At 61.6% G+C, this 17,446-nt stretch carries 14 protein-coding genes and 1 pseudogene; 5 read left to right on the top strand and 10 right to left on the bottom strand.

Annotated elements, in window-relative coordinates; translation table 11 throughout:
* Positions 1 to 129 precede the first annotated feature (129 nt).
* Genes RNA01_RS09875 through fghA form a run of 4 tightly spaced genes read left to right on the top strand, consistent with a single transcriptional unit; the run spans position 130 to position 2,576 of the window.
* Positions 130 to 531 carry a hypothetical protein gene (locus tag RNA01_RS09875; RefSeq protein ID WP_147179964.1) on the top strand — a complete coding sequence of 134 codons (402 nt, stop codon included), beginning with the start codon at positions 130 to 132 and terminating at the stop codon, positions 529 to 531.
* A gap of 34 nt (positions 532 to 565) precedes the next feature.
* Positions 566 to 1,018: a YaiI/YqxD family protein gene (locus tag RNA01_RS09870; RefSeq protein WP_147179962.1), complete on the top strand. Its 453-nt coding sequence runs from the start codon at positions 566 to 568 to the stop codon at positions 1,016 to 1,018.
* A gap of 46 nt (positions 1,019 to 1,064) precedes the next feature.
* Entirely contained in the window at positions 1,065 to 1,724 is a 660-nt protein-coding gene (locus tag RNA01_RS09865) for a DUF1345 domain-containing protein (protein WP_147179960.1), read from the top strand.
* An 18-nt stretch (positions 1,725 to 1,742) separates the two neighbouring features.
* Positions 1,743 to 2,576: an S-formylglutathione hydrolase gene (fghA, locus tag RNA01_RS09860; RefSeq protein ID WP_147179957.1), complete on the top strand. Its 834-nt coding sequence runs from the start codon at positions 1,743 to 1,745 to the stop codon at positions 2,574 to 2,576.
* A 53-nt stretch (positions 2,577 to 2,629) separates the two neighbouring features.
* Here the strand turns inward: fghA and RNA01_RS09855 are convergent, their stop codons facing one another.
* The 9 genes and pseudogenes from RNA01_RS09855 to RNA01_RS09815 form a co-directional block, all read right to left on the bottom strand.
* On the bottom strand, positions 2,630 to 4,279 hold the full coding sequence (locus RNA01_RS09855) for a glycoside hydrolase family 43 protein (protein ID WP_147179953.1): 1,650 nt from the start codon (positions 4,277 to 4,279) through the stop codon (positions 2,630 to 2,632).
* A 181-nt stretch (positions 4,280 to 4,460) separates the two neighbouring features.
* Complete coding sequence (gene mgrA / locus RNA01_RS09850) at positions 4,461 to 5,513, bottom strand: L-glyceraldehyde 3-phosphate reductase (RefSeq protein ID WP_147179950.1); 1,053 nt, start codon at positions 5,511 to 5,513, stop codon at positions 4,461 to 4,463.
* A gap of 34 nt (positions 5,514 to 5,547) precedes the next feature.
* Positions 5,548 to 6,681 carry a Gfo/Idh/MocA family protein gene (locus RNA01_RS09845; protein WP_147179947.1) on the bottom strand — a complete coding sequence of 378 codons (1,134 nt, stop codon included), beginning with the start codon at positions 6,679 to 6,681 and terminating at the stop codon, positions 5,548 to 5,550.
* Positions 6,682 to 6,718: 37 nt separating this feature from the next.
* Entirely contained in the window at positions 6,719 to 7,480 is a 762-nt protein-coding gene (locus RNA01_RS09840) for a sugar phosphate isomerase/epimerase family protein (RefSeq protein WP_147179944.1), read from the bottom strand.
* A gap of 74 nt (positions 7,481 to 7,554) precedes the next feature.
* Positions 7,555 to 10,019 (bottom strand): annotated as a pseudogene (locus tag RNA01_RS09835) (beta-mannosidase).
* A 119-nt stretch (positions 10,020 to 10,138) separates the two neighbouring features.
* Positions 10,139 to 11,230, bottom strand: a complete 1,092-nt coding sequence (locus tag RNA01_RS09830) for an ABC transporter ATP-binding protein (RefSeq protein ID WP_147179941.1) — start codon at positions 11,228 to 11,230, stop codon at positions 10,139 to 10,141.
* 6 nt (positions 11,231 to 11,236) lie between these two features.
* A complete protein-coding gene (locus RNA01_RS09825; protein ID WP_147179938.1) occupies positions 11,237 to 12,181 on the bottom strand; it encodes a carbohydrate ABC transporter permease in 945 nt (314 codons plus the stop codon).
* A complete protein-coding gene (locus RNA01_RS09820; RefSeq protein WP_147179935.1) occupies positions 12,174 to 13,076 on the bottom strand; it encodes a carbohydrate ABC transporter permease in 903 nt (300 codons plus the stop codon). The genes RNA01_RS09825 and RNA01_RS09820 overlap by 8 nt, the downstream gene beginning before the upstream one ends.
* 131 nt (positions 13,077 to 13,207) lie before the next feature.
* Positions 13,208 to 14,443, bottom strand: coding sequence for an ABC transporter substrate-binding protein (locus RNA01_RS09815; protein WP_147179931.1), 1,236 nt, complete (start codon positions 14,441 to 14,443; stop codon positions 13,208 to 13,210).
* A 447-nt stretch (positions 14,444 to 14,890) separates the two neighbouring features.
* On the opposite strand from RNA01_RS09815, the gene RNA01_RS09810 reads away from it, so the two are divergent.
* The gene (locus RNA01_RS09810; RefSeq protein WP_147179928.1) at positions 14,891 to 15,925 is read left to right on the top strand and encodes a LacI family transcriptional regulator; all 1,035 of its coding nucleotides are present in this window, start codon (positions 14,891 to 14,893) and stop codon (positions 15,923 to 15,925) included.
* A gap of 87 nt (positions 15,926 to 16,012) precedes the next feature.
* Here RNA01_RS09810 and gnd read toward each other — a convergent pair whose 3' ends face one another.
* Complete coding sequence (gene gnd, locus RNA01_RS09805) at positions 16,013 to 17,437, bottom strand: NADP-dependent phosphogluconate dehydrogenase (RefSeq protein WP_147179925.1); 1,425 nt, start codon at positions 17,435 to 17,437, stop codon at positions 16,013 to 16,015.
* Between the last annotated feature and the right edge of the window lie 9 nt (positions 17,438 to 17,446).

The following is a 17,446-nucleotide window of genomic DNA, read 5'->3' as shown; positions in this document are numbered from 1 at the left end:
TGCCAGAATGTGCGGCTGTGCTAAAGATAGTCAGCGTGGCCGCACGTTCGCTCCTCCTGCGTGGCCGGGAATATGCTAAACTTTGAGAGACGCCGGACCAAAGGGGCTGGCATGAGCGGGGGAGCATGGATGTTGATCAAATACGCACTGACTGCGCTCGCCATCTTGGTCCTGGCCGGCACCGCCACGGCCGAACCGACCGGAAGCTATAATGTCGTCGGGCGCAATCCGGATACCGATGAAAACTATACCGGCACCGTCGAGGTATCGCGCCACGGCGAGACCTATGTCGTCGTGTGGAACATCGGCGGCAAGGAATCGATCGGCACTGGGATAGGCGCGCGTTTTGCCGGCGACCGATTCGAGATGGGCCCTGCCAGCGATGATGACACAGCAATCTCGGTCGGTTATGTGGCGGAAGACAATTTCGGTATTGCCATGTATTTTGAACAGTCGGACGGAAGCTGGCAAGGTGTCTGGAGTTATGGCGGCTCGGAGAAGGTGACGGGCGAGATCTGGACGCGTCAATAGTTGCAGCCTCCCACCGGCCCGGCACGATGAGGGAATGAAGAATCCAGTGATCTACGTTGATGCCGATGCCTGTCCGGTCAAGCCGGAAATCCTCAAGGTCGCCGAGCGCCACGGGCTTGAGGTAACCTTTGTCGCCAATTCGGGGCTGCGCCCGTCACGCGACCCGATGGTCAGGAACGTCATTGTGTCGAACGGCTTCGACGCCGCGGACGACTGGATCGCCGAGCGCGCCGGCGCTGGCGATATCGTGGTGACGGCCGACGTGCCACTGGCCGGCCGTTGCGTCGCGGCCGGCGCCTTTGTCACCGGGCCGACGGGGCGCGTCTTCGACCAGGCGAATATCGGCATGGCGACCGCCATGCGGGATCTTGGCGCGCATCTGCGCGAGACAGGCGAGAGCAAGGGCTATAATGCGGCCTTTTCACCGCGCGACCGTTCGGCCTTTCTCGAAACGCTCGAGCGGCTTTGCCGGCGGGCGAAGGCGTGATAGTCGAAGCCTTCTTCGACACGACGCGCGCACCGGGGGATCGCACATGGCCAGCCTCTTCAACCGCCTGATCGCCCATCGGCACGGGCCGTTCTACGCTGGTCTCCTCACCGCCGCGATCGCAGTGCTTGCGATCGCCTTCGTCAAGCCGCAACTGACTCTCGAGGTCGGCGCTGTCGTGTTTTTCCTGACCTACCTGTTCCTGATCGGGCTTCGGCTGCCGCGCATGAGCGCGGACTATCTGAGGGAGCGCGCCGAGGAGGCCGACGAGCCGGCGGTGGTGATCATGCTTGTCACGCTTGCCGCCGTGGTGGTGGTGATCGTCTCGCTGTTTCGCGCCCTCAACAGCGGCTCCGGCGGCGACGCGCTCGAACTCGTGCTCGCCTTCGCCTCGGTTCTCGGCGGCTGGATGACCATCCACACCATGGCGGCGATCCACTATGGGCATCTCTATTGGCGACCCGACACGACGGCGGAAAAGCCCGAAAACAGGGGTGGGCTGGAGTTTCCCGGCTCGCCCGATCCTGGCGGCTGGGATTTTCTCTACTTTGCCTTCGTCATCGGCATGACGGCGCAAACCTCGGACACCGCCATCACCTCAACGGCGATGCGCCGCATCAATCTCATCCATTCGATCGTATCGTATTTCTTCAATACCGTGCTCATCGCCGCCGCCGTCAACGGCGCGGTGGCGCTGGCCGGCTAGCATCAAGGGACATCACCTATGAAGATCCTCTCCCAGAACACCGCGTTTGGCGGCATGCAGGGCGTGTTTTCCCACGAGTCGGACGCAACCAAGTGCGAGATGACCTTTGCCGTCTTCGTACCACCACAGGCGATCGCTGAGCGCCGCCCGGTGCTCTGGTATCTGTCAGGGCTCACCTGCACCCACGCCAACGTGATGGAAAAGGGCGAGTACCGCCGAATGGCCGCCGAACTCGGACTGATCATCGTCTGCCCCGACACCAGCCCGCGCGGCAACGAGGTGCCCGACGAGCTGACCAACTGGAAGATGGGCAAGGGCGCAGGCATGTATCTCGATACCACCGAAAAGCCCTGGTCGGATAACTACCGGATGTATAGCTATGTCACCGAGGAACTGCCGGCGTTGGTGGCCGAGCATTTCCGTGTTGACATGGACCGCCAAGGCATTTTCGGCCATTCGATGGGTGGTCACGGCGCGATGACTATCGCCCTGAAGAACCCTGACCGCTTCAAGAGCTGCTCGGCCTTCGCGCCGATCGTCAATCCGATGACCGCCGACTGGACGCAGGACGCCTTCGAGAAATACCTCGGTGCAGAGCGGCCGAAATGGCGGGAGTACGACGCCTGTGCACTGGTCGAGGACGGCGCCCGCTTCCCAGAGTTCCTGATTGACCAGGGTAAGGCCGACAGCTTCCTTGAGACGGGGCTGAAGCCCTGGCTGTTCGAGGAGGCGATCAAGGGCACCGACATCGGCCTGACGCTCAGGATGCACGAGCGCTATGACCACTCCTACTATTTCATCTCGACCTTCATGGACGATCATCTGAAGTGGCATGCCGAACGGCTGGGGTAACAGGTTGGCTGTGGCCGCATCTCGCTCCGGCGGATGCGGCACAAGCACCTAGCTTACAACAGTCGCCGATAGGTGAAGCGCTCGAAATCGGCGGGCGTGCCCCGGCCGCTCACATCAAAGGCAAACATGCCGACAAAGGCGCCGGTGAAGGAACCGTGCTCACCGCGCCCCCCTTCGTCGGAGATCACCCCAGCGTCGAGCACCGGACCGATCGGCCGCCAATCGTCATTACCGGCCGCTTGACCTTCCCCCTCACCCGCACCACCGGCGACTGCTCGCCAGAAGAACTGAAGATCATTGTCGACCACCTCCATGGCAAGATCGATCGAGCCATCCGGCGCAGCAACGCCCGGCCCCACCGGAAAACTTAGCCGGCTATCGGGGTAGTCCCCGGCGCAGGAAAGGATCGTCACCACGCGACCGAGCCTCTCGTGCAGGGTTACACCGAGCGCATACAGCTTGTGGCGGTTGTAGTAATGGGTGAGCCCCGCCACCTGCTGATAGGTATCGGGTGAAAACGCGATGCGGGTCTCGGCACGGAAACAGTGATCCTCCTGACGACGCGCCACCAGCGACTGCTCAAACCAGGAGCCAAGGCTTTCTCGACCGTAAAGCCGCAGGTGTCCAGGACGGGCGGCAAGACTGAACAGGCGATCGGTTTCCGGGCTGCGCAGCCACTGAAATTCAGGCGGCAAAACCGGGTCGTCGAAATCCCGCCAGATAACTTCAGGTCGCTCGATCCGCTCGACCGGTTCGGGCGGGGCGACCTCGACGGCCGGCACTGGCCCGCCGCTTTCGAGATAGAGCCAGCCGTCATTGCGCCACACGCATTTCTGAAGCCCCGTCTCGCGGCCGAGGGTGCAGCGGCGCTTGGGCGCCAGCGGCCGGCCACAGAGATGGGTGTGATAAGCCCCACCGTCCGGCGTCTCGACATACTGGCCATGACCGGCGCGCTGGAGCGGCGCGTCCGGATGGTCCTTGGAGGTGATCAGATGTGTGTCAGGGTGCATTTCGTAAGGCCCGTCGATCGTCAGGGAACGGGCCATGGTCACAGCGTGGCCGTAGCCGGTGCCTCCCTCTGCCGTGGTCAGGTAGTACCAACCGTTCCGCTTGAAGAGATGCGGTCCCTCGACGAGGCCGAGCGGGCTGCCGGCGAAGATGTTCTTCACCGGCCCGATCAGCTTCTGGCTCACCGGATCCCATTCCTGAAGAAGAATGCCGTCGAAGGCGGGGTGCTTAGGCGAGCCGCCATAGCTTTCCGTACGATGGTTCCACTGCATGTTGAGGAACCACTTGCGGCCATCATCGTCATGGAAGAGGGAGGGGTCGAAACCGGAGGAATTCACATAGACCGGATCGGACCATTCGGCCTCGACAGATGGCGCGGTGACGATGTAGTTGTGCGCGTCCTTGAAATTGCCGTCGAAGCGCTTGACGTCGGTGTAGACTAGAAAAAACTGTCCGTCGGCATGGGACAGGCACGGCGCCCAGACGCCACAGCTGTCAGGATTGCCGCGCATGTCGAGCTGGGCTTTCCGCTCCAGCGGCCGACGCACCAGCGTCCAGTTGACCAGATCGTGGGAATGATGGATCTGCACGCCCGGAAACCACTCGAAAGTGGAGGTGGCGATATAATAATCCTCGCCGACCCGGCAGATCGACGGATCCGGATTGAAGCCCGGCAGAATGGGGTTCTTGATCATGTGGCCTCCTCCCAGAAACGCGTCTTTTGTGCTTTGCCAGACAGTATCCTCGACGGGCAAAATCCTCTCCCGAACCCTGCCCGCGAGGGGGGCCTAACATGCGGCGGCCTCGACTGATGAGACCGCAGTCATATCCCCGGCTGCCCCCCTCTGGGGGGCAGCCGGTCCAGAGGGGCTTCCGTTATTTCGTCTTCCGCGCCGGCCCCTTGCGTTCGGCCGATGCCGCCCAGAGATTGATGTCGGCGTCCTTCGCGTAAACGTCGATCTCGGCGAGTTCGTCCGCGGTGAAATCGCGCTTGTCGAGCGCCTTGACGCAGTCCTCGACCTGGCTCGGCTTCGAGGCGCCGATCAACGCCGTGGTAATGCGATCGCCGCGTAACACCCAGGCAAGCGCCATCTGCGCGAGCGTCTGGCCGCGTCCCTCGGCAATGGCATTCAGCTTGCGGATGTTCTCGATGTTGCGATCGTTGAGGAAATCGCGATTGAGCGACTTGTCCTGCGCCGCCCGGCTCTCGTCGGGGATGCCGCCGAGATATTTGGCGGTCAGCATGCCTTGGGCGAGCGGCGAGAAGACGATCGAGCCGATGCCCAGTTCCTCCAGCGTGTCGATCAGGCCGTCCTCCTCGATCCAGCGATTGATCATCGAATAGCTTGGCTGGTGGATCAGGCAAGGCGTGCCGAGGCTCTTCAAAATCTCGACCGCCTCGCGGGTGCGTTTCGAATTGTAAGACGAGATGCCAACATAGAGCGCCCTGCCCGAGCGGACGATATGATCGAGAGCACCGCAGGTCTCCTCAAGCGGTGTGTCTGGATCGAAACGGTGCGAATAGAAGATGTCGACATAGTCGAGGCCGAGTCGCTTCAGGCTCTGGTCGCAGGAGGCGATCAGGTATTTTCGGCTGCCCCACTCACCATAAGGACCCGCCCACATACCGTAGCCCGCCTTGGACGAGATGATCAGTTCGTCGCGATAGCCGGAAAGATCGGTCTTGAGGATATCACCGAAGGCACTTTCCGCTGTGCCGCCCGGAGGGCCGTAATTATTGGCGAGATCGAAATGGGTGATTCCCAGGTCAAATGCCTTGCGGACAATCGACTGTTTCAGCGCATGCGGCGTGTCATCGCCGAAATTGTGCCAGAGGCCGAGCGAGATCGCTGGCAATTTCAGCCCGCTCTTGCCACAGCGGTTGTAAGTCATCCGCGCGTAGCGGTCTTCAGCAGGTTGCCAGGTCATATCCAGTCTCCCAAATCCGATGCGTATCCGGCGCTCACTTGAGCAACGCCAGCGCCTCTTCTATCCCGAGTGCCGCCGGTTGGGTACAGGTGGTGGTCAGTGTCTCGAATTCACCGGCCTCACCCGACCTCAAGATCGCTGTCATCACATCGACGCCATGCAGTGCGCGGTCGAGCGAGCAACGAGCATCGCGGCCTTCGAGAATGGCGACTGCCATATCGGCAAGACCGGCCGTGCGATAGTTGGCGCGCGGGCCTTGCGGGCTGTCCTGGTTGTTGCGGCCGAAGGGATGATCCCAGGCAGCGAGCGGCGCGATGTCCTTGTTTCGGCCGGATGCCTCGACCACGCCGCCAAAGAAATTGGGATCAGGCACATAGAGCGAGCCTTCCGTGCCGTAGAGCTCCATGTTGGCGTGACGGTGCGACCAGACATCCCAGCTCGCAGACAACGTGATCGTCGCACCGTTGGCGAATTCCAGAAGTGCGTGGATGTTGGTCGGCGTCTTGACCGGAATCACCTCGCCGGCCCGCGGCTGGCTCGTGATGGTGCGGGTTTCGCTCGCCATCGACGTCAAGGCGGCAACCCGTCTTACCGGGCCGATGAGGTTGATCAGATTGGCAATGTAGTATGGTCCGAGATCAAGAATCGGGCCGCCGCCGGGCAGGAAGAAGAAGTCCGGGTTCGGATGCCACATCTCCATGCCCGGGCTCATGACGTGACAGGTGCCCGAGGTGATCCGGCCGATGCCGCCCTTGTCGATGAAGGCGCGGGCCAGTTGGTGGACACCGCCGAGGAAGGTGTCCGGCGCGCAGCCGACGGAGAGCCCCTTGCCGCTGGCGATCCGCCGCAGGTCCTCGCCCTGTTCGAGGCTCAGGACCAGCGGCTTTTCCGAGTAGACGTGCTTGCCGGCCTCGAGGATGCGCTTCGACACCGCATAATGCACATCCGGGATGGTCAGGTTAACGATGATGTCCAACTCGTCATTGGCGAGCAGGTCTTCGATCGTCTGCGCCTTTACGCCGTATTCCCCAGCGCGAAGTTCCGCAGCGTTCATATTGAGGTCGGTGCAGGCCAGCACCTTCAAACCCTTGAAGAGCGGTGCGAGCGAGAAATAGGTGGTCGAGATATTGCCGCATCCGATGATGCCGACGCCGAGTTCGCGTGCCATGGAGTATGTCCTGATTGGGTGAAACGCCGTAAGAGGCTCAATAGGTATTAAAGGCGGCGATGGAGCGCTTGATGAGGCGTCCCACATCCTTCGGATTGTCGTGTTCGAGGATGTAGTGGCGCACACCATAGGCCTTGAGCGCGGCCATCAGATCCTTCCACGGCACGGTCCCCTGCCCCACATCGGCCCAGCCGTCTTCCTCGGTATTGGTGCCGGCGGGCGCTATGTCCTTGACGTGGACCGCGGTGATGCGCTTGCCGTAGCTCTCGATCCAGGCGAAGGGATCGGCGGCGCCGCGGATTATCCAGGCGATGTCAGCCTCCCAGACGAGTTCCGGACCGCCGGCAAAGATCTGCTCCTGTGGCGTGGAGCCATCCTCCAGCGTGGCGAATTCGAAGTCGTGATTGTGCCAGCCGAAGGTCAGCCCCGCATCACGCAGCGGCTTGCCGACTTCCTGCAGGCGCTGGCCGAAGGAGAACCAGTTGCTGGCATCCTTGGGCCGCATGTCGGGCAAGAGATAGGGGCAATAGACCGCCTCGATGCCGAGCAGCCTAGCGATCTTCAGCGCGCGCGTCGGGTCGCTTTCCAGAAGGTCGAGACCGAAATGGCCGGTCGGCATGGTCAGCCCGTTGCGGTCGAGATCGGCGCGCAGCGCGTTGAGGCCCTCGTCGTCGAGGGCGGCATACATGGCGCCATAGCCTTCGACATGCGTGTAACCGGCTTTGGCGAGGAGCGGATAGATATTGGTGAAAGGCTGGAAATTGCGAGCGCTGTAGAGCTGGAAACCAAAATTGGACATGGGTTCATTCCTCCTGTTGTCGGACATCAGGCGGCGGGTGCGCCGTGACGTTCTGTTTTTGTCTGGCGATCGCCTCAGCCCAGCTGCTGGCTGCTTTGGAGATCGTAGATGCGAAACTGCGGGACATCGCCTTCGGCGAGCGGCGTGGTCGGGGTAAAGATGATGCGGCGGCTGATGCCGGCATGAAGATCGAAGGCGTTGTCCGACAGGCGCCCTGGGCAGTCCGCCTCGAGCATGACGAAGAGCGCGAGGCCGGTGGCGCTAACCGTGATCTCGAACCGTCCGTCGGCGAGCGGAGCGACGCTCGTCTCCAGACCGGAGGGTTGGAGCTCCAGGGCCTTGTAGGGCTGAAGCGCCAGATGCCCCTCGCCACTCATGCCGTTGGAGGCGATGAAGCTCCACGCGAGCAGCGCATCGACCGGGATTTCCGTCTCGTCGATGCTCAGGAGCTCGGCGGCCCGGTCGGGCGGGCATGTACCGGTGGCGGTGCGGATCGGCAGGCGCTCACCGTCGAGGGTGACGGCAAAGAGGTTCATGTCGATCGTCAACTCCTCCAGGGTGTCGTTGACCATGGAGAAGGCGATGCTGGTGCCGTCCTCGCTCGGGATGGCGACGACATTGACCGGCTGGAAGAAGCGCCGCGCCATGTAGTGCAGCGCCTTCCAGCTGCCGCCATAGTCGAGGCTCGACCAGGAGGCGACCGGCCAGGTGTCGTTGAGCTGCCAGTAGAGCGTGCCCATGCAATGGGGTTTCAGCGACCGCCAGTAATCGACCGCCGTGCCGATCGCCAGGCCCTGCTGGATCTGGCTGAGATAGACGAAATTGGCAAAGTCCTTGGGGAAGCGGAAATAGCGGAACATGGTGCCGGCGATCCGCTCGTTGCCGCCGGCATTCTTCTGGTGCAGCTCGATCACCGGCGAGGCGATGTTCATGTCGCCGCGGTCGGCGAAGGTCTCGATGACCGGCATCGAGGTGTAGGACTGGAAGCCGAATTCCGAGCAGAAGCGCGGTTTGATAGTTCGGTAATTAGCGAAGCTCTTATTCTCGTGCCAGACCGACCAGTAGTGCATGTCGCCGGAGCCGTCGGCGTGCCAAGCGTCGCCGTAATCGAGATAGCCGGAGGCCGGGCTGGACGGCCACCAGAGCGCTTGCGGATAGGCCTTCCTGACCCCCTGCTCGATCACCCGGTTCAGGCGATCATAGGCGACGAGATAACGGTCGCGGTTGTCGCGGCTTTCCTTAAACCAGGTGAGCGCTCCGACCAGTTCGTTGTCGCCGCACCACAGCGCGATCGACGGATGGGACGACAGGCGGCGGACCTGGTAGTCGACTTCCTGGGCCACATTGGCGAGGAAATCCTCGGTGCAGGGGTAGAGGTTGCAGGCGAACATGAAGTCCTGCCAAACCATCAGGCCGAGCCGGTCGCAGAGGTCGTAGAAATAGTCCTGCTCGTAGAAGCCCCCGCCCCAGACGCGGATCATGTTCATGTGGGCGGCGACCGCCGACTGCAGCAGGTCCTCGGTCTTTTCCAGGCTGGTGCGGGAAAAGAGCGCGTCGGCCGGGATCCAGTTGGCGCCGCGGCAGAAGATCTCGCGGCCGTTGACCTTGAAGGCGAAGCGCGATCCGGCCTCGTCCGGGTCGGTGATCAGGGCAATGGTGCGCAAGCCGATCCGGCGGGTCAGCGTCTCGCCCGGAATGTCGGCGGACAGCGTATAGAGCGCCTGCTCGCCGCTGCCGGCCGGCCACCAGAGGCGCGGCCGGTCGATGTGGAAGACGTGGGCGATCACGGTCTCGCCGGCGGGAATGCCGCAATCGAGGCGCTCACGCACCCCGTCGAATTCGAAATGCACCGGCACGACGCTCGGCTCGAAAGCGTAGAGCGTCAGGCGGACATGCAGATCGACGCTACCGTCATCATGATGAACCTGCTCGGTCTCCAGATGCTCGATGCGGGCCGGGTCGAGCTTTTTCAGGGCGATCGTCCCGTAAAGACCGAGCGGTGCCACCGCGATGTTCCAGTCCCAGCCGAAATGGCATTGCGGCTTGCGCAGCATGTTGCCGTTGGCGATCGGCGAATTGTTGGTCGAATAGGGAATGTAAAAGGGCTGGCGTGCCTGGCGATCGGCGCCCGCCGCGATCGACGAATGGAAAAGAATGCGGATACGGTTTTCGCCGGGCTGGAGTGCCGTCGACACATCGGGCCGATAACGTCGAAAGCAATTGTCGGCGGACAATACCGGCACGTCGTTGATGAAGACGACGGCCACGGTGTCGAGATAGTCGATGTCGAGATACCAACTACCCTCACAGTGTGGTTGAGGAAGAAGGAACGCTCCACCGTCCAGTCGTGCTCGGCCACCCATTGCACTGCCTCCTCGTTGCGGCTGACATAGGGGTCCGGGATGTTTCCGGCTGCTTGAAGCGCCGAATGCACGTCGCCCGGCAGCGTCATCGCCGCACAGTGTTCGCCATTAGCGCAAGACAGGCGCCACACGCCGGAAAGGTCGATGGTATTGAGTGCATTGTTAACAAGCGTCATGGGTCAATCCAGATCATTCATGTCGAGGCAAAAGCGCCCCTCTAGGCCGCGGACAATTTGCCTTTCCGGGGCGAGCGGCGACGGCCGGCGCCTCGGCATCGAGCCACGAAGGGGGGCCATCAAATCCTCTCCTCCGTCTCCGTGTCGAACAGCGACGCGACCTGCATGTTGAAGCCGAGGCGGACCCGCGCGCCGGGGAGGAATCGGCGGGTACCGGAGGTGCGCACAGACATGACGTGGCCAGCGTGTTTCAGCCACAGCAGGTTGTCGGCTCCCATCGGCTCCTCGATGTCGACCAGCGCCTCGTGATTTTCGGCACCATCCGGTACCTCGTCGTCGATCAGGATGTGCTCCGGGCGCACGCCCAAAACCACACTCTGGCCAGCGGCGAGTGGTCCGGTAGCCTCGTAGCCATCCAGGACAAAGTCGACGCCGTTGGTGTTAAAGACAAGGCCGTTCGGTCGCTCGACCAGTTCACCGCGCAGGAAGTTCATCGATGGAGAACCAATGAACCCGGCGACGAAAAGGTTCTTCGGCCGGTTATAGATCACCATTGGATCGTCGAGCTGCTGGATCACACCCCCCTTCATGATGGCGATGCGATCGGCAAGCGTCAGCGCCTCGATCTGGTCGTGGGTGACGTAGATCATCGTGTTCCTGAGCGATTGATGCAGCCGCTTGATCTCGACACGCAGTTCCGAGCGTAGCTTGGCGTCGAGGTTCGACAACGGCTCGTCGAACAGGAAGACGTCGACATCCCGGACCAAGGCCCGGCCGATCGCCACGCGCTGGCGCTGGCCACCAGAGAGTTCGGCCGGCTTGCGCCTCAGCAGCGGGCCGATCTGCAGGATCTCAGCCGCCCGCGCCAGTTTCTCACGGATCTTGTCCTCCGGCACCTTGGCGACACGCAGGCCGAAGGACAGGTTCTTCTCGACCGTCATCTGCGGATAGAGCGCATAGGACTGGAACACCATGCCGATGCCGCGGTCCTTTGGCTCCTCCCAGGTGACGTTCCTTTCCTTGATGAAGATCTGCCCGTCCGTCGGCTCCAGAAGGCCGGCGATGCAGTTGAGCAGTGTGGACTTGCCACAGCCGGACGAGCCGAGAAGGACAAGGAATTCACCGTCACGAATGTCGAGGTTGAGATCCTTGAGAACGGTGACCGCTCCAAACGAGAGCGACAGATCCCTGATCGATACACTGTTTGACATGGGCCCTTACCCTTTCACTGCGCCGGCGGCGATGCCCCGGACGAAGAGTCGGCCGGATACGAAATAGACGAAAAGTGGAACCGCGCCGGTCAGAAGCGTCGCAGCCATATTGACGTTGTACTCCTTCACCCCTTGGACGGAGTTGACGATATTGTTGAGCTGCACAGTCATCGGGTAGTATTCAGGTCGGGTGAACACCACGCCGAACAGGAAGTCGTTCCAGATGCCGGTTATCTGCAGGATCATCGCCACGACGAAGATCGGCAGCGACATGGGCAGCATGATCTTTCCGTAAATCTGCCAGAAACCGGCCCCATCAATGCGCGCCGCCTTGAACAGTTCTTCCGGCAGAGAGACGAAATAATTGCGGAACAGCAGAGTCAGGATCGGCATACCGAAGATGGTGTGGACCATGACCAAACCCGTCAATGTGCCGTAGATGCCCATTTCGCGCAGCACGATGACGATCGGATAGATCATCACCTGATAGGGGATGAAGGCGCCGACGATGAGGATGGTGAAGAAGACCTCGGAGCCCTTGAACTTCCAATTGGCGAGCGCATAGCCATTGACCGAGGCGATGATGATCGACGCGACAGTGGATGGGATGGTGATCAGCACGGAGTTCCAAAAGCCGCGCGACAGGCCATCGCAATTGAGCCCGGTACAGGCTTGCGCCCAGGCCTTGACCCAGGGTTCGAAGGTAACCTCCATCGGCGGGGAGAAGATGTTGCCAAGACGGATCTCCGGCATGCCCTTGAGCGAGGTTACGACCATGACGTAGAGCGGCAGGAGATAGTAAGCCGCAGCGACGAACAGTGTGCCGTAGAGCATAAGGTTGCGCGACGAGAAGGTGCGCCGAGGCTTACTGCCCCGTGGGCCGACGGAGCCCCTGTCGGCGACCGCACCGAAGCTGGCGGCCGTAGCATTGCTTGGTGCGGAATTAGCCACGCTTCTTTCCTCCGAATTCCAGATAGGCCCAGGGAACAACGATGATGGCTACGGTAAGCAGCATCATGGTTGAGGCGGCGAAGCCCTGTCCGAGGTTCTGCGCCTGGAACATGTAGTCGTAGACGTATTTCGCCGGTACATCCGAGGCGATGCCCGGTCCGCCGCTGGTCTGGGCGACCACGAGGTCGTAGACGCGAACAATGCCGCTGGCGATGATGACCAGCGTGGTGACAAAGACCGGGCGCATCATCGGAATGACAATGAACAGATAGGTCCGCCACATGGGAATGCCGTCGATGCGCGAGGCTTTCCAGATGTCCTCGTCGATGCCGCGCAAGCCCGCCAGCATGAGGCACATGACAAGCCCCGTGCCCTGCCAGAGCGCGGCGATCAGGATACCGTAGATGACGATGTCGGCATTGTAGAGCGGGTCGAAGGTAAAACTCTCCCAGCCGAGCGAGCGCACAACCGACTGGATACCGAACTCCGGATTGAGGATCCACTGCCAGACAAGGCCCGTGACGATGAAGGACAAAGCAAAGGGATAGAGAAAAATCGTCCGGAAGGTGTTTTCGAAACGGATCTTCTGATCCATCAGCGCCGCCAGCAAGAAGCCGATCACCAGACTGAAGATGAGCGAGAGGATGCCGTAGACAGCCAGGTTCTGGATCGCCATCAGCCAGCGCGGCGCGGCCCACAACCGCTCGTACTGGTCGAGACCGACGAAGGACAGCCGAGGCAGCAGCTTCGAGTTAGAGAAAGAATAGACGACGGTCCAGATCGTCCCACCGAGGAAGATCACCACGGCGGTGAGTATCATAGGAATGGAAGCAATCTTCGCATTGAGATTGCGCAGCAATTGGTTCGGCCGAACGGCGCGCACTTGGCCCGTCATGGGTCACTCCCCTTTCTTCGCAGATCCGCAGAGCATCTGCACCCGGCCAACAATGGCGCGGGCCAGATCAGCTTTTCCCACAGTATCGGAGCCGCCCGCGCGGGCCCGATACTGTGGCCGGAAACCATGGATCAATCAGCGCTGGCGATAATGTCGGCAAAGCGTTTTTGCGCCTGCTCGGCGGTGATCGACGGGTTGGCGAAGAATTCGGAGAACAGGTCCTCTTTCTGCTTCTGGCTGTCGGCGGAGAGCAGTTGGTCAGTCCCCTCGATGACATTGCCCCTGGCGAGAATGTCGAGGCCCTTCTTCATGCAATCATTGGCAGCGGCAAGATCGACATCACCGCGCACCGGCAGCGAACCCTTCTTGAGGTTGAAGGCGACCTGGGTCGCCGGTGCGAGCAGCGTTGCGGCTAACACATCCTGCGCCTTGGACTTCTCCTCGTCCTTCAGCACCGGAAAATAGAAGGCATCGCCGCCGGTCGAAATGATCTCGTTCACCCCCAGACCCGGAAGGCAGGTGTAGTCCTTGCCGGCGGTCTGTCCGGCCAGGGCAAACTCGCCCTGCGCCCAGTCGCCCATGATCTGCCCACCAGCCTTGCCGGAGATGACCATATTGGTGGCCTGGTTCCAGTCCTGCACATTGGTGCCCTTGGACATGCGGCGGGCATCGTCGGCCACCTTGAACACCTTGGCGATCTCCGCACCAGCGGCGACGTCGGCATCCTTGTCCTTGAAAACCTTGTAAAACGTGTCCTTGCCGGCGATGGCGACCATCAGCACGTCGAAAGCCCCGGCGGCCTGCCACGGCTGACCGCCGACAGCAAGCGGCACGATACCCGCCTTTTCCAACGCGGGAGCGGCAGTGACGAATTCGTCCCAGTTCGTCGGCACGGCGACGCCGGCCTTTTCAAACGCGCCGTTCGACAACCACAGCCATTGCCAAGAATGAATATTGACCGGGGCGCAGTAGATCTTTCCGTCGATCGTGCAGCTGTCGAGCAGGCTCTGCGGCTTGACGACTTCCCTCCACCTCTCCTTTTCGGCCACTGCCGTCAGGTCGCGCATCAAGCCCGCCTGAACCAGTTCCTCCGCCTGACGACCATGGTTGAACTGCGTAGCACCCATCGGGTCGCCGCCGGTGATGCGGCTGATCATGATCGGGCGCGCGGTTCCTCCCGAACCAGCTATCGCGCCATCGACCCATTTATTGCCGGTGGCATCGAATGCCTTGGCGAGTTCGGCGACCGCCGCTGCCTCGCCGCCTGAGGTCCACCAATGGGTGACTTCGAGCTCGGCGGCCTGGACCGCAGTGAACGGCATTACCACGCTTGCGGCGAAAGCTGCCGCGACGCTACGAAAATTCATGAGTCTCCTCCCTCACTGAAACGTTGCCGTAAAAACCTATTATAATCGATTTAACAGCGCAACCTGCGCGAGGCGAATTCCTTTTAAACTACTCATTTCCACCTCAGGCAGCACGCAGAAGCAGCATAAGATACCACATACACGGATGGTTAGATCGGTCCTGAGTACGGCCATTCGCCGGTATTCTCTTATATTTACCGCGCCGCAGCGGAGATCTTGGTGAGCAGCGGCAACTGCGGACTGAGATAGACCCAATGCCATACTACATAGCCAGGTTTCCCGTCATGCGTGCGTAGTGGAGACCGTCGTCGCGAGCGTCGAACGTGGCAAACAAGCTGCAACGTTACAGTTTTTGCATATTTTTGTGGTACATTGAGTGCGGTCGCACGTTTGCAGCCAACGCGCGGTGAACTATAGTGGCAAATCAAGGGAAGCGGCGGGGATAGCATGAAAGATGATAAACCGCGGGACGTCAGCGGTCACGCGAAGGAAGGCAAAGAACGGCCGACCCTCAAGACGATCGCCTTCATGACAGGCTTGGGAATCACCACGGTTTCGCGCGCACTCAAGGACGCCCACGACATCGGCGCCGAAACCAAGGAACGGGTCCGTATGGTGGCGCGCCAACTCGGCTACCAGCCGAACCGCGCAGGCGTGCGCCTCAGAACCGGGAAGACCAATGTGATCGCCCTGGTGCTCAGCATCGACGAGGAGATCATGGGCTTTTCCAGTCAGATGGTCTTCGGCATTTCCGAAGTCCTGTCGGACACGCCCTATCACATCGTCGTCACGCCGCATTCGCACAGCAAGGATCCGATGCAGCCGGTGCGCTATATCCTCGACACAGGATCGGCCGACGGCGTGATCATCTCACGCATCGAGCCGGATGATCCACGCGTGCGGTTGCTGACAGAAGAGAACATTCCCTTTGCCACCCATGGCCGCACCGACGCGGGGATTGTTCATCCCTATCACGACTTCGACAACGAGGCCTTTGCCCGTCAGGCGGTCGAACGGCTGGTGGCGCGCGGCCGCAAGCGGCTCGCCCTTCTGCAACCACCCGGCAAGCAGACCTATTGCCAGCACACGCGGACCGGCTTTCAGGCAGGGTTACGCGCATCCGGCGCGCAGGAAGTGCCGCTTGCGGTGACGACCGACACGCCGCTTGCGGAGATCCGCGACGCCGTCGAGGCGCTGATGCGCTCGGATCAGGCGCCGGACGGCATCGTCTGTTCTGCCGGCAGTGCGGCGATCGCCGTCAATGCGGCGATCGAAGCGGCAGGAAAGCGACTCGGGCATGACGTCGACCTCGTCTCGAAGCAGTCGATCCCGATCCTCAACTGGATCCGGCCGGAGATCATCACGGCCTATGAGGACGTGCGCCTCGCCGGTCGGGAGCTGGCCAAGGCTGTGATCTCCCGGATCGACGGCGTGGAACCGGCCGTATTGCAGAGCATCAGCCAGCCGGTCTGGCAGGCCTGACGACCGGCGAACCCGCCGGCAAACCCCAGAATAGCAGGAGGCCGGCAATCCGCCGGCTTTCGCGTTTCCTGTCACGCGCTTGGGCCCTCAACCAGCTGAACCCCATGGCCCATGATGGATATCCAAACCGTCGGTACGGTCGAAGCCGTGGGCGCCGAAGAAATCGCGTTGCGCCTGGATGAGGTTGGCCGTGCCGCGCGCCTGACGATAGGCGTCGAAATAGGAAAGCGCCGAGGCGAGCGCCGGAACCGGGATGCCGGCGGTGACGGCAGCAGCGGTGATGCGACGCAGAGATGGCAGGCTTTCCGCCACCATGGCCGAGAAGGCCGAGGTGACGATCAGATTGGCCACATCCGGCGTCTCGGTGAAGGCCCTGGTAATCTCATCGAGGAATTGCGAGCGGATGATGCAGCCGGCGCGCCAGATTCGGGCGATGGTCGGCATGGGAAGTTCCCAGCCGAATTCTCGCGAGGCTTGTGCCATTACAGCAAAGCCCTGCGCATAGGCGCCGATCTTGGCGGCGAAAAGGGCCAGTTCCAGGTCTTTCAACAGAGCTTCGCCATCCTTCAGCGAAAAGGCATAGGACGGCGTGCCGAAAATCACCTCGGCGGCTTCACGCTCGGCTTTCATCGAAGAAAGGCTGCGAGCGGCGACTGCGGCCTCGATCGCGGTCGCCGGCACGCCCATCTGCTGCGCCTCGATCGCCGACCACTTGCCGGTGCCCTTCTGGCCCGCGCGGTCAAGAATCATATCGACCATCGGCTTGCCAGTCTGAGGATCGGTGGTAGCCAGCACAGTCTCGGTGATCTCTATCAGATAGGAATTCAGCCGACCCTTGTTCCATTGGCCAAAGATCCAACCGATCTCTCTGGCGGACTTGCCGAGGCCGTCGCGCAGGATACCGTAGATCTCGGCGATCATCTGCATGTCGGCATATTCGATGCCATTGTGAATGGTCTTGACGAAATGCCCTGCCCCGCCTGTCCCCAGCCAGGCGCAACACGGCTCGCCGTCGTAACGCGCGGCGATCGAGGTCAGCACCTTTTCGACGCGGGCATAGGACTGCTGGGTCCCGCCGACCATGATCGACGGACCGTGGCGGGCGCCTTCCTCGCCGCCGGACACCCCCATGCCAATGAAGGTCAGGCCGCTATCCTTCAGCCGGTCGAAGCGCGCGATGGTGTCGCGGAAATTGGCATTGCCGGCGTCGATGATGATGTCGCCACCGGCGAGCAACGGCTTCAATGCGTCGATCTGCTGGTCTACCGCCTCCCCGGCCTTGATCATGATGATGATCGGCCGTGGTGGGCGGATGGCGACGACGAACGCCTCGATCGTTTCGCAACTGACGATATTGGCGCCGAGCGCACCGGCCTCGCCGACGAATTCCCGGGTCCGCGACGGCGTGCGATTGTACACCGCGATACGGCTCCCCTTTTCGGCAATGTTGAGTGCCAGGTTGGAGCCCATCACGCCGAGGCCGATCAGTCCGATTTCAGCAAGTTCCGTCATGTGTCCCTC

The organism is Paenirhizobium naphthalenivorans, from assembly GCF_007992095.1.
Lineage (GTDB): Bacteria > Pseudomonadota > Alphaproteobacteria > Rhizobiales > Rhizobiaceae > Allorhizobium > Allorhizobium naphthalenivorans.
Note: the sequence above shows the minus strand (reverse complement) of the source record. Positions and strands in the feature narration are given on the sequence as shown.